Source organism: Flavobacterium salmonis (assembly GCF_903819435.1).
Lineage (GTDB): Bacteria > Bacteroidota > Bacteroidia > Flavobacteriales > Flavobacteriaceae > Flavobacterium > Flavobacterium chungangense.
In genome coordinates, this window is record NZ_CAIJDP010000089.1 from 1 (window position 1) to 18435 (window position 18435).

Annotated in this window: 8 protein-coding genes; all 8 read right to left on the bottom strand. The window is 36.1% G+C overall.

Going from position 1 to position 18435, the window contains the following annotated elements; genetic code table 11:
• Nucleotides 1–491: 491 nt before the first annotated feature.
• Nucleotides 492–2735: a DUF6055 domain-containing protein gene (locus FLACHUCJ7_RS22215; RefSeq protein ID WP_078229271.1), complete on the bottom strand. Its 2244-nt coding sequence runs from the start codon at nt 2733–2735 to the stop codon at nt 492–494.
• 191 nt (nt 2736–2926) lie between these two features.
• On the bottom strand, nt 2927–5140 hold the full coding sequence (locus FLACHUCJ7_RS22220; protein WP_180910506.1) for an alpha-galactosidase: 2214 nt from the start codon (nt 5138–5140) through the stop codon (nt 2927–2929).
• Nucleotides 5141–5158: 18 nt separating this feature from the next.
• Nucleotides 5159–6370, bottom strand: a complete 1212-nt coding sequence (locus tag FLACHUCJ7_RS22225; protein WP_180910507.1) for a M24 family metallopeptidase — start codon at nt 6368–6370, stop codon at nt 5159–5161.
• A 45-nt stretch (nt 6371–6415) separates the two neighbouring features.
• Nucleotides 6416–8551, bottom strand: a complete 2136-nt coding sequence (locus FLACHUCJ7_RS22230) for a family 43 glycosylhydrolase (RefSeq protein WP_230408896.1) — start codon at nt 8549–8551, stop codon at nt 6416–6418.
• A gap of 234 nt (nt 8552–8785) precedes the next feature.
• Entirely contained in the window at nt 8786–10888 is a 2103-nt protein-coding gene (locus FLACHUCJ7_RS22235; RefSeq protein ID WP_180910510.1) for a beta-galactosidase, read from the bottom strand.
• Nucleotides 10889–10896: 8 nt separating this feature from the next.
• On the bottom strand, nt 10897–13587 hold the full coding sequence (locus tag FLACHUCJ7_RS22240; RefSeq protein ID WP_180910512.1) for a DUF5695 domain-containing protein: 2691 nt from the start codon (nt 13585–13587) through the stop codon (nt 10897–10899).
• Nucleotides 13588–13633: 46 nt separating this feature from the next.
• Nucleotides 13634–15328: a DUF885 family protein gene (locus tag FLACHUCJ7_RS22245; RefSeq protein ID WP_180910514.1), complete on the bottom strand. Its 1695-nt coding sequence runs from the start codon at nt 15326–15328 to the stop codon at nt 13634–13636.
• Nucleotides 15329–15364: 36 nt separating this feature from the next.
• Complete coding sequence (locus tag FLACHUCJ7_RS22250) at nt 15365–18424, bottom strand: beta-L-arabinofuranosidase domain-containing protein (RefSeq protein ID WP_180910516.1); 3060 nt, start codon at nt 18422–18424, stop codon at nt 15365–15367.
• Between the last annotated feature and the right edge of the window lie 11 nt (nt 18425–18435).

Below are 18435 nucleotides of genomic sequence, written 5' to 3' on the forward strand. Positions count from 1 at the left end.
TATTACTCTTATTCTTTTGCCCTAACATCTCTGTTAAAGCGGCTGTCAATTCAATATGTCTACGAACGTAATATTTATTATTCTTTTCGCCTATCGTTTGTCTCTCAAATCGGGTGCAAAAGTAGGCACTTTATTGAGATATCCAATACTTATTATCGGTTTTTTTTCAATATTTTTCATTTTTTTTTCTTAAACTACTGATAATATAAATTTTACATTTTTTAAAAATTTAATAAATAATAGGTTTTTTCTTATTTTAATTATTTTTTTAAATAAAATACAATTTTTAAAGTGGAATTTTAAGGGACATGCTTTCCTGTATTTTCTATTATTGAAATGCCATTACATACATGCTAATTGTAAAAACTTAAAATAACTAAGAACTTGTAATAATAAAACTTAAATAAAAAACAAAAAAGGCATCTACTGATAAGATGCCTTAATTTACAAGATAACAAATAAGTTAAAATTAACAGAGTATACTATTCTTGTTAGTTTTTAATAATTGACTTGTTTATAATCGAATTTCCGGTTTGAATACTTAGCAAGTAAACGCCTGAAATTAAATGACTACAATTATAAGAAAGATCAATTCTACCAATATCATATATTTTATCTGTGATTACGTCTAATTTACGTCCATTGATATCAAATAATGAAACAGTAACTTTTTCATGCTCTGTTTGCATAAAAGAAATAATAAGATTATCTCCTGTTGGATTTGGATAAATATTTAAACTCACATCAGAAGAAGGATCTTCATCCTGAGTTGCTTTTTTAGCGGTAACTGTAGTAACTGTACAATTTGGAGTTGTGCTAAATGCCATCGTCGCTGCCGAAAAATTGGTGAATGAAGCATTGATGTCAACGTTAGAAGTATCACTGGCACCTTTACCATCACAATCTGTTCTGCCATTTCTCCAGTAAGGAAATTGCAGATAAACACCCGAAGTTGAGCAGCTGCCAATCTCTGCATCTCCGCCAACTACAACTGAACTTCCAAAATTTCCGGCAAAAAGCATTGCATTTCCTTTAATATTAGCTGTATTTGAAACTGATCCTCCTTCCATCCAGGCGTTTCCTTCTACTATTGCACTATTTGATATAGTTGCATTGTAAACACAGGCATTTCCTCTTACAATAGCATTTCCATTTATTGTTCCTCCATCTACCATAGCATAATCTTCTATACGGGCATTTCCTGAAACAGTACCGGCTCTGACCACTGCATAAGGACCAACATAAACTGTCGATGCAACATTCGCATTATTGGACACCCATCCTCCCCCGTTAGTGTGTATGTGCCCATTTGTTTTAAGAAAACTTCTAAAATTAGCAGAAGGCTGAAATCCTTCGGGAGTTGCATTTGCAATTTTAAGCTCATAAGGATATCTTCTTTGTTTAGGATAACCTACATCCATATTGTAATTGACATGAACTTTAGGTGCTGCAAAAACTACAAGAAAAATATTTGCTTCTGTAGACGTATTAAGTGTAAAAGAAGCTTCACCATCTGTTTTGTACATTGGACTATAACGAGATATTGTCCCATCTGTCTTTGTGGTAACAAAACCATATCTCCATCCGGCCTGGGTAGTATTAACCTCTGTATGCCCTTTGAATTTAATGGTGACTTTCTTTTGGGTTCCACTGCAAGTTGGATATAGAGGAATAACATTCATACCATAATCCTGTGGAGCCCAGTCATTATTAGTATAAAATTGATCTGTGGTCCCTGTAACTTTAGTAAGAAGCGTATATTGTCTGCTGGTATAACGTGGCATATTGGTCTTTATACTATTGTACACGTTTCTAATTGTCTTTCCAAAATTACTGGTTGCATTTATTTGTGAATTCCATTGAATAGGATAGTCGAATGCAGGCTGTCTTTGAGCATATCCCCAGAGATAATCATCGAGTTGGTCCTGTGTAAAGCCTTTTAGTCGCTTAATTGTCTGAAGCGGGTGTTCTTCATTGATAGATTCTGCCCACATTCTTCTTGTAAAATCAAATCCTTCCTTTTCCTGAACATAATACATCAAGTGAAAGTTTGTGTAGTGATGTCTATTCGATGACCACATAAAATGTTTGGTCTGTATCCACCTGGTTAAAGTACCATCAATCTCTGCCCATTGGGGATAGGCCTGAGCTCTCATAAAATTGGCATGTCCTTCAAAAAATGGACCGCCCCAGTCATATCCTGCAAATGCAGTTCCGTTGCCCGGATTTTCCTGAATACGCATCATCATTTGCAGCGTATGCGCAAATTCATGCGATAATGCCCCTCCATCTCTGGTGGCTTCCGGATGTACAAACATAGCACCAATAGTATTACTAAATGAACTTGCCTGTGCAAATGCCTCTAATCGCGGATCTGTAGAATTCCAGGTATTCATCATCATGATAATGATTTTGTACTTGCCTAAGTTTGTCGTTGGGGCATTATTGACAAAATGCAAATCGGTTATAAAACGTTTAAAACTGGTTTCAAGCGTATCTGCCACAGATTTTGGGGTAAACCTTAATGCAGTATTAGAATAAGTAGCAGGATTGGTACCTACTTTATCTCCCCAATAGAGAACAAAATTGGTCGATTCATATTTTCTTGAGTTTGATACTTTATTGTAAAACTCATTATTGGGGTCGCTCCATTCTGTTGGAGTAAATAGGGTTTTCTGGGCTATTGCAAAATAACTGCACAGAAAAAGGGTAACTAGAAAGAAAAGTTTTTTCATGTTAACTAATTTTGTAGGTTAAGAACTTATGTTCTCTGCAAATGTAATATTAAATTATAAGTTTTGTAATACAATATTAACCATATTTAATACTATTTTACCTAATTAATATTCACATATCTATCTACTAAACAAGAACTTAACAAAAACAATAATACTTTAAAGCTAAAAAAACAAAAGATTCCTGAGAATTAATTCTTCAATTCAATATCAGTGATTTCCAAAATAACACTATATTCTGGTTTGGAAGAAGAAACTTTCAGTCCAATTTTCATCAGGAAATCACCAGAGTAAATAGCTGCAGATTCTTCAAATGTATTTTTACTTTGAGGCATTATATTAATCTCTTTTACAATATATTTCTTTGAAGAATCTAGTCCTTCTAGCCTTACTAAACTATAATTAGGATCTACAAGCGGATGCAAAGTATATGAAAAAAGCACCGAGCGGGTTTTATCTTCATTAACATACATTAGTACTGCCCTGCTGTCTTCATACGGTGATACCAATCGATATAAATCTCCCTGCCAGATTACAGGAGCTAATCTTTTGTAATTGGCAACTGCCTGTTGACAAAATTTTAATTCGTCTTCCCTAAGTCCGCCAACATGAATATCAAAACCTAATTTTCCCATCATAGCAACATCGGTTCTGAATTTAATAGACTGATTTCCCATTGAAGTAACGTGATTGCAGGTTGCCAAAGCGGGATAAAAATTCGAATATCCCCATTGAATTAAAATCCGATCGAAAGGATCTGTATTGTCGCTTGCCCAAAATTCTGTAAAATAGTTCAGTAGTCTGTAATCAACCCTTCCACCTCCGCCCGCACAAAGCATCATCGGAAGATTTGGATATTTATTTTTTATTCGATCCAAAACTTTATATAATCCTTTTGTATAGTCAATAAATAAATGCGATTGCTGATTTTTTAAATAATTAGAATAAGCGCTTGTCATCATTCGGTTGCAGTCCCATTTAAAAAAAGCAACCCCCGATTTGGTCTGCATAATATCATCAACTACCTTAAAGACAAAATCCTGCACTTTTGGATTGCATAAATCCAGAACCAACTGTGTCCTGTAGATACTTTTTTCACGATTGGGCAAACTTAAAACCCAATCCGAATGTTTTTCATACAGTTCGCTTTTTTCATTAATCATTTCGGGTTCAATCCAAATACCAAATTTGACATTGGTTTCTTTTGCCTTTTCCATCAGAAAACCAATTCCATCCCGCAATTTTGATTTTGTGGCTTCCCAATCTCCCAAACCAGAAACAGAACCACTTCTCGGATATTTATTCCCAAACCAGCCGTCATCGAGTAAAAACATATCAACGCCCAATGTTTTGGCATCTACAAACATGTTTGCTAATTTAGCCTGGTCAAAATCAAAAAAAGTAGTTTCCCAATTATTTAATAATGTCAAGCGTGGCTTTTCTCCGTCTTTCAATCCATATTTTCTAGCCCAGGCGTGTAAATTTCTGCTGGCTTGCCCCTTTCCTTTATTAGAAAATGTATAAATAAAGACTGGTGTTTTAAATACTTCCTGCGGTTTTAGATTGTATTCTGAAGCAAATTCATTTATCCCAGAAATGATTCGCAATTCGTTATTATTATCAATCTCAAAAGTATACTTAAAATTTCCTGACCATGCTATCGAACCTGCAATAACTTCTCCCGTTTTTTCTGTTGATTTTGAATTTAATGAAAGAAAAAAACTTGGTGCGGCAAACATATTGGTTCGGACTCCCAGTTTTGAATCGATAACTTTTGAGCCTCTTGTAAGCTGGCTTTCTTCCATTCGCATTTCTTCGACAACATCACTGTAAAATTGAGTCAGCCAATATTTATCAGCATCTAAATGCAAAGCTGATGATGCATAGTTATAAAGTGTCAGCACCTTTTTTTCATGATGCTGAATTTCTGTCCAGGACTCAATTACATTTTCTTTAGCAAATGTTTTATAATGAAGCGAAACATAAACAGGATACTGAGGATCTTTTAACTTAATAATGGTTTCTGCTGTATTTGAATCAATTTTATCTGTTGTATGATTTTGATATTCTAATTCTAAAGAAGGATTTCCGTCATTGTGCGTCATTCGAATAGCGGGTTCAAACAAATTATCAGTTCCAAAAGTCGGATATGCTAAATGCCGTAAATCAATTAGAGGATTTCCATCATTTATGGCAAACTTTTTTGTATTTTCTTTTGAGATAAATTCATACTCCTGATTATTATTAAGCTTTGAACCAAAATATGTTTGATACACTTTTTTGTTTTTACCTACTTTAAAAACCAAAGCAGCACTTTTAGTTTCAACACAAATCAAAGGGTTTTCTTGTGCGTGGCCTATGCAGTACACAATACTCAGAATTAAAAGTAATAAACGTTTCATCATTTATTTTAGATAATAAAATTAATACCCAAACGGATTGTCAACACTATGCATTGGAGTTGTAAACCATTTTGGTCCCTTTTCGGTCATGTAAAAATGATCTTCATGTCTAATTCCGAATTTACCCGGTATACAAATCATAGGCTCATTACTGACCACCATTCCTTCCAGCAGTTTTATCTTGCTACCGCGGACTAAATACGGGTATTCATGAATATCAAGTCCGGTGCCATGTCCTACTCTGTGTGGCAATCCGGGTAAATCATAATCAGGGCTTAATCCGGCTTCGGCCAATGTTTTACGGGCAGCATCATCTACAGATCCGCATTCAGTACCAATTTGTGCAGCTTCAAAAGCAGTTTGCTGTACCTTTTTTTCCAGATTCCAAATCGTTTTATATTCTTCTGAAGGAGTTCCAAAAACGTACGATCTTGTAATATCAGAAAGATAGCCTTCTAACCTGCAGCCTGTATCAACAATCACAGCCTGATTTTCTTTTAAAAGCTGAGGAACTGCTACTCCGTGAGGATATTGGGTATCATCACCAAACAAAATAATACAGAAGTAAGCTCCTGAAGTTATTCCTGCTTTTATATGTGCTTTATTTACAAAATCTGTCACTTCGCTTACGCTGATTCCGGGCCTTAAGATTCTGGCAGCGGCTCGTTGAACCTCCATTGTTATGTCTTTAGCTTTTTGAATGATAGCAATTTCGTTTTTAGATTTTTGCATTCGGCATGATGATGTAATGTTTTGTGCCGTTACAAAATCATAAACATTATTGGTTTTTGAAATTCCGTCAACTAAAAAATAAGCTGCCGATTCATCTATAGAAACAGTTCCGTTAGTCAAATTCTTTTTATTCAGTAATTTTCCGAATAAAACGTAGGGAGATTCATGTTCTTCCCAACAATTAATCGTTGATTCGACTTTCCTATATTTTTTAAAAGTCCCTTCCTCAAATTTTGGCACTATGTATTCTAAAGAACCGTCTTCAAAAAGTATTGCTCCAACCATTCGTTCAGAAGCACTCCAAAGTGTTCCTGTAAAATAATACAAATTTGTTCCCGCGTTAAGATACATTGCTTTAACAGAAAGTTGTTTCATTAAGTTTACCGCCTTTTTGATACGTTCCTGATATTCTTCTAATTGAATAGGTTGAACATCGAGTATTCTGTTTTCTATTTTTTCTAGTTCAATTGCAGCGCTTGAACCGCCTACACCTATTGTCATTTTTTTCTAATTTTACGTTAACCCGCTAAATTAATCAATCTTATTTTATTCTTTTTTAGGTTTTGTCTGGTTCATCATTTTTACTACTTCATCCTGATTTAAAGCATAATCATACATTCGTAATGAAGCGATAAATCCTGAAAAATTCTCTCCAATATCTGAAGCACCAATTATAATTTTAGCTTTATCGATGGCCGAAGATAAAAGCATATTTTGCGAATTATTTAAAACTCCGTCTACGTATACTTTCTCAACAACACCATCAAAAGTCAGAACCAGATAATGCCATTCATTTGCTTCAGGAAGTTTGTTGAATTTCATATCAAAATGTCCGTCTAAATGTACTCCTGCGCCATAAGGCCCACTGTTGTAAGTTAGGGCATTATATGAATTTGCCAGACCAAATTGGGCTCTGTCACACCATGAAGCCAGAATTTCTCCTTCTTTTGCTATTTCCGGATTTTTAACCCACGTTGCTACGGTATAAGAACCATTCCAGGCTAAGGATTTTGGCACTGATTTATCTAATGTAAGAGCACCTTTTTTGAAATTTAATGCTTTTATTCCTTCGGTTTTTTCTAAAAATACTTCTCCACTTTTACTGAATATTCCCCCAATAGTTCCTTTATTTTTTATAGTAGCAATTGGTGTTTTATCAGCAATAGTAGCAGCGTCAAGATCAACCAATAATTTCTTAGTGCTTTTTGCTGCAGAAACTGTATTGGATTCTTTGTTTTTTAAATTTAACGGAACATCAAATAAGGAGCTGTATACTTTTATATTCCAGACTGCAGCATAAAGCCCGGTTTTTTCGGTTCCTAAAACAGTCAGTTTTATATAACGAGTCGTTACATCATGATCATCAATCATTGGGCTGCCGGCTGTTTTATTTTTGGATTTATCCGCATATTGCAACCATTTTATTCCATTTAATGAATATTCTAATTTATATTGATAATAATAACTTGCAAATTCAAATTGGGTCATTACTCTTTTTACTTTTTTCTCTGAACCTAAATCTATAATTAAATGTTGTGGCGTTGAATTGTCGGCTGCTTTCCACATAGTGGCATTATTATCATCAGTCGCGTATGAAGTTTTATATTCATAATCGTATTGAGTCGATTTTAAATGATAAAACGACGAAGCCGCTGTTTTTGCTCCAAAAGCGATGTCTTCAGGAACCTCCGATTTTACCAAATCTTTTATTCCTCTACTTGAAGGAACAACCGTTTTGATTGTTGAATCGTTTTCAAATACCATCTTATCCATGCAAACCTGCCTGGCAAGTCCGCCTCTGGTCATTGGATAATCGTGTTTATGATAAACAATATAATAATCGTTATTCTCTTTCAAAACCGAATGATGTCCCGGGCCATGTACCGTTTGATCGTTATTGGTACTCAAAATCGGATTATTTTTTCCTGGAATAAAAGGTCCATATGGTGAATCAGAATATGAATAGCGAACATTGTAAGTTTCATCATGACAGGATGCACCGGAATACATTAAAATGTATTTTGATCCTTTTTTCATCATGTAAGCTGCTTCAAATGGTGCCGGGGTTTGTTCAAGTGGAATGTTGGTTGAGTTTTTCATTTTACTCATCGAGTCTTTATCTAATTCACCCACTGCATAACCTCCGTTATAATGCACCCATGTACCCCAATAACTGTAGATTTTACCATCTGTATCTGTAAAAAACTGTGCATCAAGAGATGGGAAATTTTCTCTCGGATAACCATTTGAAATTACCGGAACATCTTTTTCGCTTAATTTTTTCCATGGACCAACAGGAGAATCTGAAACATAACCGTAGATATTACAGCCAATTTCGCAATTTCCAAAATACAAATAATATTTTCCATTATCTCCTTCTATAATATCAGGAGCCCAAAAATTTGTAATTGACTGGGCTGAAAAGGATGGGATTTCCATGATATAATTATACCAGTTTTTAAAGTCTTTGCTATACCAGACCGTTGGAGCTCCAGATGCGAGCATTTCATTATCTGTTGTCGCATATATATAATAAATGTCTCCAAACTTTTTAATTGTAGGATCGGCAAACCAACCCGGTAAAATTGGATTTTTTGCTCCGGGGGCATTTACATCAACATCTTTTTGTGCAAAAATAGTTCCTGCAAATACAAAGATAATTAGGCTGTAAAATAGTTTCATTTTCAACATTTCATTGTATGAGTTAAATTGAATTAAATCTGTGGCTATATTTTATTCTCACTCTGATTTTGCAGATTCAGCGGATTTATTTTTAATGTTGTGATATAAAAAGACGCTTGCTTTTATAACTAAATATACCCCTGACTATGTTTGAGAAACGAGTTTTTTTTCAAACTGATGCATAAAATCTATACGCTGTGTGTTAGCAATTATTAGATTCCAAATAAGTCCTGTTTAATATTTCCAAACCAATACACCAGTGGTTTTTATTGAAGGATTTCCAATAAAAACTTTAGCGTTTTTTGGTAAATTGATATTATAAACCTTATCCGAATAATTAACTGCTATCCCAAAACCATCACGATAATCAACCATTATTCCTTCAGGATAATCTTCTATTGCAACATTTTGTTTTTGGTATAGTTTTCTTAAAACCTGTTTTTCCAGATCACCATTTTTAGAATCTACTCCAATATAGGTAACAGTTCCTTTTCCTAATTTGTGAGAAATAACGGCCGGTGTCCCTGCATAAAAATCACCTTCGTAGGTTGCCCAGATTTCGGTTTCTTTATTCGGTTTTAACAAATCTCCCCAACTTGTCCATCCAAATTCCTGATTATCAAGCTTTATTATTCCCGGAGATTGTGGCATTAGCAGATCGTACGATTCTATTTGAGAACCAATTAAATTCCACATGGGCTCATAAAATTTAGCTTCCCAAAGGTGTCCCTGACGATTTTGAATTCCGGACCGGCAACTCAAAACTAAATTCCCGCCATTTTTGGCATACAACGTTAGTTTATCAATCATTTTTTGATCAATCATCTGATAAGCGGGAACAATTAAAAATGGATAATTCATAAAATTCGTAGTATCACGAACAAAATCGGTCGGTGTACCAAAAGATTTTACTGCTTTGTAATATTTTAAAAAATGTCCAATAGTGTTCCACTCTTTTGTTTGCTTGTTCAATTCAATTCCCATGACATTATCACCATTGAACAGAATTCCTGTTTTACGTTTTAGATAATAATCCGGTAATGTTGCTTTTGCGTCGTATTTTTTTCGCAGCGTATCAATTTCTTTTATAAACTGCTTAAATTCTTCACCGCCCGGAGTTGGTGTAACACCATCTGTACCTACAATTCCATAGTGAAATTGCTCATACCCATACAATGGCGCACGATACCGATAGGTACATGCAAATTTACTTCCTCCCGCAAAAACGTGCCAGAGCCACATGCGTACACTTCCCGGTAACGGCTGCGGATTTATGCTTCCCCAGTTTACTTGTCCAGGCTGTAATTCCATACAGCCATACATACCTTTTAAGGGACGGAAAAAATCATTCGACATTCCGATAGCAGTATAATCGCCAAGGCGATACCCTCTTGAACCAATACCGGGACTTCCGCCATAAACTAAATAACGGGTGTAACAATCAAAGTCCAGTTCTTTACTCATCCCAACAAAACTTTCATTATAATTAGACCTGTAATTAGAAGTAATCCATTGGTCTTTACTTACAAACTGGCGTATAGTAACTGCCTGTTCATCCAGAAAAGTGGCTGTTTCCTCATCGGCAAAACGATAATGATCTAATTGCGAATGTAAATTCATTCCCCATTCTTTGTGCAATGGAATATTAATCTGAGTAAAATCACTGTACGTTCCGCTCCAGAAATTGTTTCCCCAAGCCTGATTTAAGGTGGCGATATTTTTATATTTCGCTTTAAGCCAATTGCGGTAACGCTGTTGTGCATCAGCACCATAATCCAGAAAACGCGACGGTTCGTTATCTACCTGCCAGCCTATTATATTTTTATTCTGTCCATACTTTTTTGCTAGTTGCTCAATCATCTTCATGGAATACGATCGATAATAATTGCTTGAAAATGAAGCGTGCTGCCTTGAACCATGATCAGTTTTGGTACCGTCCTCATAAGTAGCCAGGATATCCGGATGTTTGCGAACGAGCCATACGGGAGGCGTGGCTGTCGAGGTACACATCACAATTTTTAATTTATACTTTGTGGCAATTTCTACAGCTTTATCAAGCCATTTAAAATCATAAACACCTTCCTGAGGCTCTAATTCGGCCCATGCAAATTCACCAAAATGAGTAAACTCAAAACCCATTGCAGCAATATTTTTCAAATCACGATCCCATTGCGACGGATCCCAATGTTCCGGATAATAATATACTCCTACTGTGGTCAGGTCTTTTTTGGGAAAAAATTTGTCGAACTTTTGAGCCGTCAGATTTAAACTTAACAATAGGCCAAATACCGTAAATAGTATTTTTTTGAAAAAATGTTTTGGTGATCTTTGCTTCATTTGATACTCTATAATTTAATTTGAATGGCTTTGCTTTTTAAAGCGATTTTGTATGCGCCTCTTACTTTTTCGTAAGGTAATTTTACATCCTGATCCACTCTTAAATATGCATTTAGCGTGTATGCTGTTTTAGGATCTAAAGTAATACTCACTACCCCGGTTTTAGTATTGTAATTTACTTTATTAAAAGTTCCCGCATCCAATGTTAACCATAGTTTTTTGGGTGCAATAAATACTTTAGATTTTGCCGCAGTTGTAATGGTTACTTCAATCTCATCTTCTTTTTCTTTTAAGTTTCCTCCAAAAGCCAGCCATCCGTATTCTTTTTCATTGGTAATAAAAGTAGCTGTATTGACCGCATAACCAAAGAAACCGGATCCGTAATCTCCGGATAAATAATCGATTCTTAAAGTTTCTGGATAAGAATGAAATGCAGCCGCCCCGAAACCATCTTCTGTAATATTTGAAATTCCGCCTAGCAGTCCGCCGTAACCCACTTTTAGTAAATGAAAATCATCAGGTGTTTTTCTGAATTGTTCCAGCACAGGAATAGCATTCAAAGTCGACCCATAATGATGAATCTGACGTTCTACTCTTGATAATTTTCCTCCGTATAAAAAGTCCCAGTATCTGCGGGCGTTTCCGTTGTAAGCCCAGTGCGGCATTGTAGGCATGTAAGCTAAAATGGCGTCCAGAGTAACTTTTGCCTTATCGTTATATCCAAAATAATCCGACCACATATAAACTTCTTCCTGACCTGTAGAATCCCAAGGCATTTCACTTCCAAAAGGATAATTTAATGTTCTCCAATGGTCTGCTCTTTCTTTCATTTTTGCTTCCAGATTATTCGCCATTTCCGTATAACCTTCTGCTTTTAAATCTTTCAGAATCAGTAAAAAAACAGTGCCTTCCATTTGTCCAAACTGAGCGTAATAAGGTGCTAATGTGGTCATGGCGATACTGGTTTCGTACGCATTTTTCAAATACCATTCCCACGGATGATTTGTAACCAGACCTTCATGATATCTTGCTAAACGATACATCGTCCAGTGCGCCGCTGCAACATGTGGATAATTATAAGATCTTCCCGGATCATCAGAACCTTTTTTATCCCAGGCCGCCCATGTTTTATAATTTACATCTTTGCTGTAAGTTCCTTCCGGCATTAACTTTGGTTCGTAATAAAAGACACTTTTTTTGACTCCGTATTTAAGCGTATCCGCTGTATTATACTGAATTCCGCCCCATAGTGTTTTGTCGACAAACTGTTCCAGTTTCTGAATTTCTTCTTTATTTGGAGCAATTAATTCTTTCATCATAGCCCCCAGCCATCCGCCTGCTCCACCTTCGTCGCTTAAACCGGCAATCCAGACACGACTGTCCTGACTTACCTGTTTTTTGGTTTCATAATCATAAGAAATCACCGAAGGATTTCTGTGAAAAGGATCATTTTTTTCATCAAACCATTGTGCTGTGGTCAGGAAATGCCCAAAATCATTAATTACGTTTGTTTCTGATTTTATTATTTTATAATTAATCGTTTGCTCCAGTCCGTCTTCATAAATCACGGTTAATCTTGCTCTCCCCCATTTTTTTCCATGAATAGTGTATTGAAAATATCCGTTTTTCTTTTTTGATTTTTCTTTTACAACTAAAGCTCCTTCTGGTTCAATTTTAATAGATTTTACTGCCCTTTTGTATTTCATAAAAAGCTGCCCATCAACATCTTCTGGCAAAACATAACCCGGAACTCCAACAGCTACAGGACGTTGGTTTTGAATTAAGGATTTCTGAATATTTTCTATTTCGTCAACCAATACAAATCTCAAAGAAAAACTTTTAGACTCCCCGGCTTTTAATACTAATGAAGTAGGTGTATTCCATTGGTCGGCGTTTTTCCATTCCTGATCTGCGTACGCTTTACTGAAAGGCATCCATTCGTGGAAACCTTCAAAGACAATACTCCTTGGAGTTTCATCATCCAATAAAGGGCGATAAGCTTCAAAAGGCATATTTTCCTCAGGAAGTAATAACAATGCCGGTCCGTGACCGCTTAATCTTTTTACTTCCAGATAACCCGCATCTTTTCCAATATAAGGATCAAAAAATACATTGTGAAGGTGTGTTTCGTCTAATGTTTTTCCTTCCAGGATGTTATTAAAAATCATTGGAACTCCCAAAGCTCCTATTTCCTGAGTGGAATTTGATTTGTTTGTAATTTCGAAACGCAGAATTAAGTTTCCATCTTTTTCTTCATAAAAACGTTTTATGGTCAAAGGAATATCAGCAGGCAAAGTATTCGAAAGATCGGCTGCTGCCAGAACATTTCCCGAAGCATTTAAAGCCGTTACCGAGGCGCGTTTTACAGCCGTTGAATAGCTTTTCCAGCTTCCGTCTGCTGCTTTTATGCGGAGATTGATATCTCCCAATTGATACAAACCATCTTTATCGCGAATCGACAGTCGGTCTCCCGGTGTAAAATCAAAAGTTTTATCTGAAAGCGGAGATAAGGCTGCCACCGTTTGTGATGCTTTTACTAATTTCAATTCAAAAGCTTTTGTGTTCAGATTAATAAATCCCTTGTCTGTTTCCAGTGTTGATTTTTTTGCTTTAATCTTATCCCAATATTCCTGTGCCTGTACATTATCTGAAGCAATTAAGCAGCAAATCGTCAAAGCCAATACTTTTATTTTTTTCATAATTTGATATTTTAAAACCTGAATAAAAGCTATTCAGCATTACTTTTTATTTTTTAAAATCAGTCGAAAACTTCCAGTTTGTTTTATAATCTTCTGCCACAGGCAAATCCTCCAATAAAATCCGGAGCATCTCTACCGGCATGATATTCTCTTTTAAAACCCGGTCATGAAACTGTTTTTCTGTCCATCCTTTGACTAACAATTCATTTCTTAAAGCATAAAACTGCAAACCTCCAGTCATGTAGGCAACCTGGTATAATGGTGCATCTCCGCTGGCAAAAGAACGTCTTACTTCTGCTTCTGCGTTTGCATACTCATGACCTACTTCATTGACTAACAAATTAATACATTGCTGCGGGGTCATTTCTCCCAAATGATATTTTAATGAAAAAATGATTCGGGCACAACGGTGGATTCTCCAGAACAGCATGCCTAATTTTTGTTCGGGCGTTTGGGGAAATTCTTTGTTCCAAAGATTGATTTCCCAATACAAAGCCCAGCCTTCCATCCAGAAAGGAGTATCAAAAGGCTGACGATATGATTTGTAACGACTGTTCATGAAAAACTGCAGGTTATGTCCCGGAAGCAGTTCATGCTGTACTGTTCCAAAAGAAAAATTAGGATTGTTACCACGCATGCTCATCAATTTGTCTTTCTGATCCATATCTTCAGTTGGGTACGAAATACTGATCTCCCAGCCTCCGGTAAAAAAAGGATTCACTTTCTGACGTTCCGGAGTCATCATAATCATCTCCCAGGTTTCTTTTGTCAAATCAGGTAAGGTGATCAAATCGCGGTCTTCTATAAATTTTACCGATTGATTGTAGAGATTCGTAATGGCCTGTGGCTGCTCGCCTGCCGGAACATAAGTATCTTTAACGTGTTCCAGTGCCTTCTTCCAGTCATTCCCATAACCTAATTCTGTAGCTGCTTTGATCATTTCTTTTTTGCACCACTCAAACTGATTTTGCGCAGTCGCAATCAACTCTTCCGGAGAATATGGAATGTATTCGAATTCCAGACTTTTAATGATGGCTTCTCTGCCAATCGGTTTTCCAATAATCCCGCTTCCATCATCTTTTAAACTTGTTTTGGAATAATTGTTTCTTAAAAAATCTTCGTAAGCTTTTAGTTTTTCAGATAGTTTCTTATACGGTTTTTCCATCCACCAGGTAAAATCGGGATCATAACTGTAATAGAAATCATACCCTTCTTTTACTGATTTCTCAAATGAAGCTGCCGATTTTGCGGCTTTGTCTGCTGCAAACCAGTCTTTAAAGGGTTTATTTTTAAGCTGTTCTGTTTTTTTATCGATTGTAATTGCGGCAATATCAAATGCTTTGGCCAATTGACTGGCAACTGGGCGTTTTCCTCTTCTTCTTTCCTGAATAAAAAGATTGATATCTGCAGAAAAATCTAAAACTAAAGCTATTTCTTTATACGATTTGTATTCAATCTGCAAAAAATAATCTTCCCTGCTAATTAGATTTTTCAGTAACAGATAATCTACTTTTCCGTCTTTAGACAAATTTTTAAAATCAATACTTTTTACCTTTTTTTCCCACTCTCCGTAAAATTTAGAAAACCGCATATAATATTCTTCGGATTCCCTATTGGAATAAAAATTTTGCAGCGCTGTTTTGTCTGCCTGAAAAGTATTCACTACGTCGATAAGTTCACTGGAGAAGGAAGGTGTTACTATAAATAAAAATAATATCAGGCCTAGAATTAATTTTTTCATGCTTTAGTTTTGATGATTTTAAATGCTATTTTACTATTATTTTAAAGTCACATCCAGATAAACAGAATGACGTCCATAGGTTTCGTAAAATGGCTTGTACAGCGTTCCGTCGATTTTAAACTCTAATTTCGTCGGATCACCTTCTATTGTTTTTCCAATATTTTTTACATCTAATGTTACTTTGCGCCAGTCTTTTCTTGGTTCTGTTTCCTCCGCTGCGAGCAATATTGGTCCGTAAAACAAACTGGCGATATTCTGTTGATCCATTACGGGTTCTAAGTGAAAATCAAATGGCATTTGCAATTCGATTGTATCACCATCTTTCCATTTTTTATTTAGCCTGAGATAGCTTCCTGGCGTTGCTTTTATTTTTTCGGGTTTTCCATTTATCTTCACAAAAAATCCTTTATTTGCCCAATGTGGTACACGAACATTAATGGTAAAATTTCCATTTCCTTTTATAGTCAGTTGTGTATGATCTTCGTTTGGGAAAGAAGTTTTTTGCTCTATTGTAACATTCTTTTCTGTCCATTTTAATGTTGACGGAATATAAAGATTTACATAAAGCGCATCATTTGCAGCACTTTTAAAATAAATTGAATTCTGAAATTTCGTATTGCTTTCAATTGCTGTTCCGTTGCAGCAGGTAAAACCAGTCATGTGGGGATTTCCAAACTGTTTTAAAGCACCCGGCCTTAACGGAACATGATACGTATTTGCCGGACTATTTTCTGCAACCGAAGAAAGAATGTGATTGTAAAGTCCACGTTCGTAATAATCCATCAATTCTCCACGCTGATCGTACAAAAATAAGTCTCCGGTTAATTTAAGCATATTGTACGTAGCACAGGTTTCGTTTTGGCCTCCGGATGAAAAACCATTTTCATAAATCGTTGCCGGCTGGCTGATAAAACATTCTGCATTTGCAGGGTTTCGAGCTCCGGCTACTCCACCAATACTGTACATATAATCGTTTACGGTTTTGTTCCAAAAATTATCGGCAACATGGTAATAATCTGCAGTGTCTGAGTCACGGTACATTTCAAGCGCTCCCATAATCTGCGGAATATGCTGATTAGCATGTAATCCTCTAAAAGTATCTACATTTTTTGCCAGCCCATGTGAATGGTTAGCATCACCGTAAAATACTTTGATATTATCGAACAATTGGGCTACTTCTAAGTAATGAGAGTCTTTTGTAATCCTGTACAATCTTGCCATAGCTTCGTTCATTCCGCCAAATTCTCCTGCAATATATCGGTTCCACATACTGATAAGGGTTTCGGTTGGCAATTTTTTCATACGGGCATATACCCAGTCTCCCATTCCTTTGGCTGTTGCAAGTGCTTTTTCATTGCCGCTTACTTCATAGACATCCATCAATCCGGCAAGAATTTTATGAAGCGTATAATAAGGTGCCCAAATTTGGGTTTTCTGACCTCCATAAGTTGCTCCTTTTTCCAGCATGATAAATTGGTCCGGCGGATAGGCGCTAATAAATCCTTTTCCCCAATTTTGGTAATCTGTACGAATTGCTTCCGGACTCAAATCTGAATCATAAGTTGTTTTGCCCGGGCCAGGCGATACTTCTGTTGGATCTGCTATAAATTTCCCTCCGGCTTCTCTTGGATTTCCGGAAAGTTGTTCTAATTGATACAATGTGTTGACCATATATTCCATTTTTCCGGCAAAATTGGCCTGTAGTGTTTTATCATAACCGGTACTTGCATACGCCTGAGCAATTGCAGTCAGGTAATGTCCTGTTGCGTGTCCGCGCAATTTGGTTTCCTGTGTATCCCAAACACCAAGTGGTTCGGCTTCTTTGGGCTGTTCTTGTCCAAAAGCATTACGAAACATATACAAAAATGAATCCGGATCTGTTGTGGCCAGTGTTGTCAGGAACTTATCGCGATTTTCAATGAATTTGTTCTGGCTACCTTTAGAATCTTTATTTAAAACCACCTGATCTAATTTGAAAGTTTCCAGATTGCGATCCGGTGTTTTTGTTTCCTTGCCCTCTTTTACGCTTACAATCGCTTTTGGTTTTAAATCAGTCCCAGGAATAGTTCCGGTTATGATATATTGTCCACTTTTCAGTACCTGAGTGTTATCTTTTGGCGATGGCCAAATAACGCGAACTTCAGGACCTTGAATACCATTTTTATAAACTCCTTTTATATAACCCGGTAATCTTGGAAGTGATCCTACAACGGTTTGTGCTTTGACATCCGAAACACTTGTTAAAAATTGATTGTAAAGTTGAGGAGTTGTACTGGCAAACTTTGGCAAATCTGCTGTTTGTTCTTCCCCGGACTCCTCTTCTTCCTGGCCTTCTTTTAATGCATTGTTGTAAATTCTGGTAATTTGTTTGTCTGTCAAAGGAACTCTGTAAATTCTGAAATCGTGTAATTTTGCATTCAGATAAATGTTATCCTCTGCTAAATATTTTCCTATATAAAGCCTGTTTTTTTCGGCTGAATTGTAATCGAATAATTTTGCCAAATCTAATGCTGCATTCTTGGTTTCACATGCAAGTACGCCATTCACGTAAGTACTGATTGATTTTGACGGAAAATTGATTACAACTGTAACATGATTCCATTTCCCTGTTTCTAAAGCTTTTGCTGTTGATTTAAATTTAGCTCCCGATTCAGTTACGACTTCAGTCTGGATTCCATCTTCTTTTTCTGTTCCTGCCGATGCAAAAAACAAATGTGAATTGTTATTTTTTCCAAAGTCAAAAAATCGCTGCCCTTTTTGTGCAGAACGTAAATAAATCCATCCTGATATACTTAAAGATTCTTCACCTATTAATCCGTCAGCCGGAATTGAAACAAATGCTTTACTGTCTGCAGACAAAGAAAGTACGGTACCAAATTGATCGTCATTTACAAACTTTGCTTTTACATCCTGAATTTTACCGTGTAAATTATTCCGGGACCAGTCTTTAGCATCGCCAGCAAAAACATAGCGGGCAATTAGTCCCGTTTCTCCAATTCCGTCTAAAATCTGATCGCCGTTTTGTGCACGTATCGTTGTTGTACATGATGCCCAAAAACTGAATACGAAACAAATAAATAACTGATGTTTTTTCATCGTGAATTCTT